1 protein-coding gene and 1 pseudogene are annotated in these 3,027 nt (G+C 44.8%); both read right to left on the bottom strand.

What is annotated here, in order from left to right; translation table 11 throughout:
• Positions 1-1,022: elongation factor Tu (gene tuf / locus GXZ13_05160; GenBank protein ID NLX75206.1), on the bottom strand; the 1,022-nt coding region annotated here is incomplete at its 3' end.
• A gap of 60 nt (positions 1,023-1,082) precedes the next feature.
• Positions 1,083-3,027, bottom strand: a pseudogene (gene fusA, locus GXZ13_05155) (elongation factor G).

Genomic DNA, 3,027 nt, shown 5'->3' with positions numbered 1-3,027 from the left:
GTTACGTCTGTCGTACGGAAGAAGAACTGGGGTTTGTAACCTGTAAAGAACGGTGTGTGACGGCCGCCTTCTTCTTTCTTAAGTACGTAGACTTCGCTCTTGAAGTGTTTGTGCGGTTTGATGCTGCCAGGTTTGGCAAGTACTTGTCCACGCTCAACTTCGTCTTTGCCGGTACCGCGGAGGAGTACTCCAACGTTGTCGCCAGCTTCAGCGTCGTCAAGTATCTTTCTGAACATTTCAAGGCTTGTCGCTGTGGTTTTCTGAGTGTCTCTGATTCCTACGATTTCTACTTCGTCTCCGCTTTTGATGACTCCTGTTTCAACTCTACCGGTTACAACGGTGCCGCGACCGGAGATGGTGAATACGTCCTCTATGGGCATGAGGAAGGGCTGGTCTAGAGGTCTCTGCGGTGCAGGAATAAAGTCATCACAGGCCTGCATGAGTTCAACTATGCGGGCTGACCAGTCGTTGTCTTCGTCTGATTCAAGGGCTTTGAGTGCGCTTCCACGTACGATAGGAATATCGTCTCCGGGGAAGTCGTACTGATTGAGTAGGTCCCTGATTTCCATTTCTACTAGGTCTAGTAGTTCTGGGTCGTCTACCATGTCACATTTGTTCATGAATACTACAAGTGCAGGAACGCTGACCTGACGAGCAAGAAGTACGTGCTCTCTGGTCTGGGGCATGGGGCCATCTGCTGCTGATACAACAAGAATCGCTCCGTCCATCTGGGCGGCTCCTGTGATCATGTTTTTGATGTAGTCGGCGTGTCCCGGACAGTCGATGTGTGCATAGTGACGGTTCTCTGTCTCATATTCAACGTGTGAGATGTTGATCGTGATTCCGCGATCTCTTTCTTCCGGTGCCTTGTCAATCATGTCATATGGTATGAAGGCAGCCTCGTTTTTACGAGCAAGCGTCTTCGTGATCGCCGCTGTTAAGGTCGTCTTACCATGGTCAATGTGTCCTATCGTTCCAATGTTAAGGTGGGGCTTATTACGTACAAAATGTTCCTTTGCCATTGCTTCTTTCCTCCCTCTAATAATTCGTGCTTAATTTTTAATTTTTTACTGTTTTCTATATTATTTCGTAAGAAGTTCTTCTGCTACACTTTTTGGCACTTCATCATAATGATCAAAAGTCATCGTATATGAAGCACGACCTGAAGTTTTACTTCTGAGGTCTGTTGCATAGCCGAACATCCCCGCTAAAGGTACAAACGCTTTAACTACTCTAACATTTGCCCTTACTCCCATTTCTGATACTTTCCCACGGCGAGACTGTAAGTCTCCTATTACATCTCCCATGTATTCTTCTGGAACAACAACTTCAACTGCCATTATCGGTTCCATCATTACAGGATCGGCCTTTAATCGCTTCCTTGATAGCCATTGAACCTGCGATGCGGAACGCCATTTCGGAACTATCAACTTCATGATAGCTTCCATCAACAATTGAAACTTTTATTCCTATCACGGGGTACCCCGCAAGAATCCCGTTGTTAAGTGCTTCTTCAACACCTTTTTGGGCCGCGGGTATGTATTCCTTGGGAACGACTCCTCCAACTATCTTATCAACCCATTCAAATCCTTTCCCTCCGGGCAAGGGCTCTATTTCTAAGACTACGTCTCCAAATTGTCCCTTTCCTCCGGACTGACGAACAAACTTACCCTGAGCTGATGCAGCTTTCTTAATCGTTTCTCTATATGCAACCTGCGGACGACCTACTTTGACTTCAACCTTAAACTCTCTGCGAAGTCTCTCTACTATTATTTCAAGGTGCAGTTCTCCCATTCCGCTAATGATAGTCTGTCCTGTTTCTTCATTTACTGATACACGGAACGTCGGATCTTCTTCAGAAAGAGCCTCAAGTCCCTTTGATAGTTTTATCTGATCAGCCTTACTCATCGGTTCAGCTGAAAGAGAGATAACCGGCTCAGGGAATATCAGGTTCTCAAGCAATACAGGATTCTTTTCTTCACAAAGAGTGTCGCCAGTTCTTGCCTGCTTTAATCCAGGAATGGCTACAATCATGCCTGCTTGTGAAGATTCAAGCTCTTCTCTTTTTTCAGCATGCATTTGTAGAATTCGGCCTATACGCTCACGTTTCCTTGTAGTCGCATTGTATATAGACATTCCGTTTTCAATTTTACCGGAATATATTCTACAAAAGGCTAGTCTGCCTACAAACGGATCCACCATGATTTTAAATACCAAAGCGGTAAAAGGTGAATCTGCTGTAGGATGAATCTCAATAGTTTTCTCGCTGTCATAAGGATCTGTTGCTAAAAGCGGAGGCATATCCAAAGGAGATGGCAGATACTCAATAACAGCATCAAGCAATGGCTGCACACCTTTATTTTTAAATGCTGAACCGCACATGACAGGTATTACATCAAGAGCTATTGTGGTTTTTCTCAGAGTAGCGTGTAACAGCTCTTCCGGAATTTCCTCTCCCTCTAAATAAAGCTCCATCATTTCATCACTAAAATCAGCAAGTCCTTCTATTAAAGAGGTTCTCGCTATTTCGGCTTCTTCGATGAGCTGGGCAGGGATTTCTGCAATATGGAATTCTGAACCCAAAGCGTCGTCATACATTATTGCTTTTCTTTTTATGAGGTCTATCATTCCCGAGAAACCATCTTCTACACCTATCGGCAATTGAATCGGAAGTGCATTAGCTCCCAATCTTTCTTTTATTTGCTCAACTACAGAATTAAAGTCAGCCCCGACTCTGTCCATTTTGTTAATAAAGGCAATTCTCGGCACGCTATACTTATCAGCCTGTCTCCAGACGGTTTCAGATTGAGGTTCGACACCACCAACCGCACAGAAGACAGAAACAGCTCCGTCAAGCACTCTCATGGAGCGTTCAACTTCTACTGTAAAGTCCACGTGTCCGGGTGTATCAATTATGTTAATCAAACAATGTTTCCAAAAACAAGTAGTTGCTGCAGAGGTAATTGTGATTCCACGTTCACGCTCCTGCTCCATCCAGTCCATTGTTGCTGCGCCTTCGTGTGTTTC

The organism is Synergistaceae bacterium (assembly GCA_012728235.1).
Taxonomy (GTDB): Bacteria; Synergistota; Synergistia; order Synergistales; family Synergistaceae; genus JAAYFL01.
Note: the sequence above shows the minus strand (reverse complement) of the source record. Positions and strands in the feature narration are given on the sequence as shown.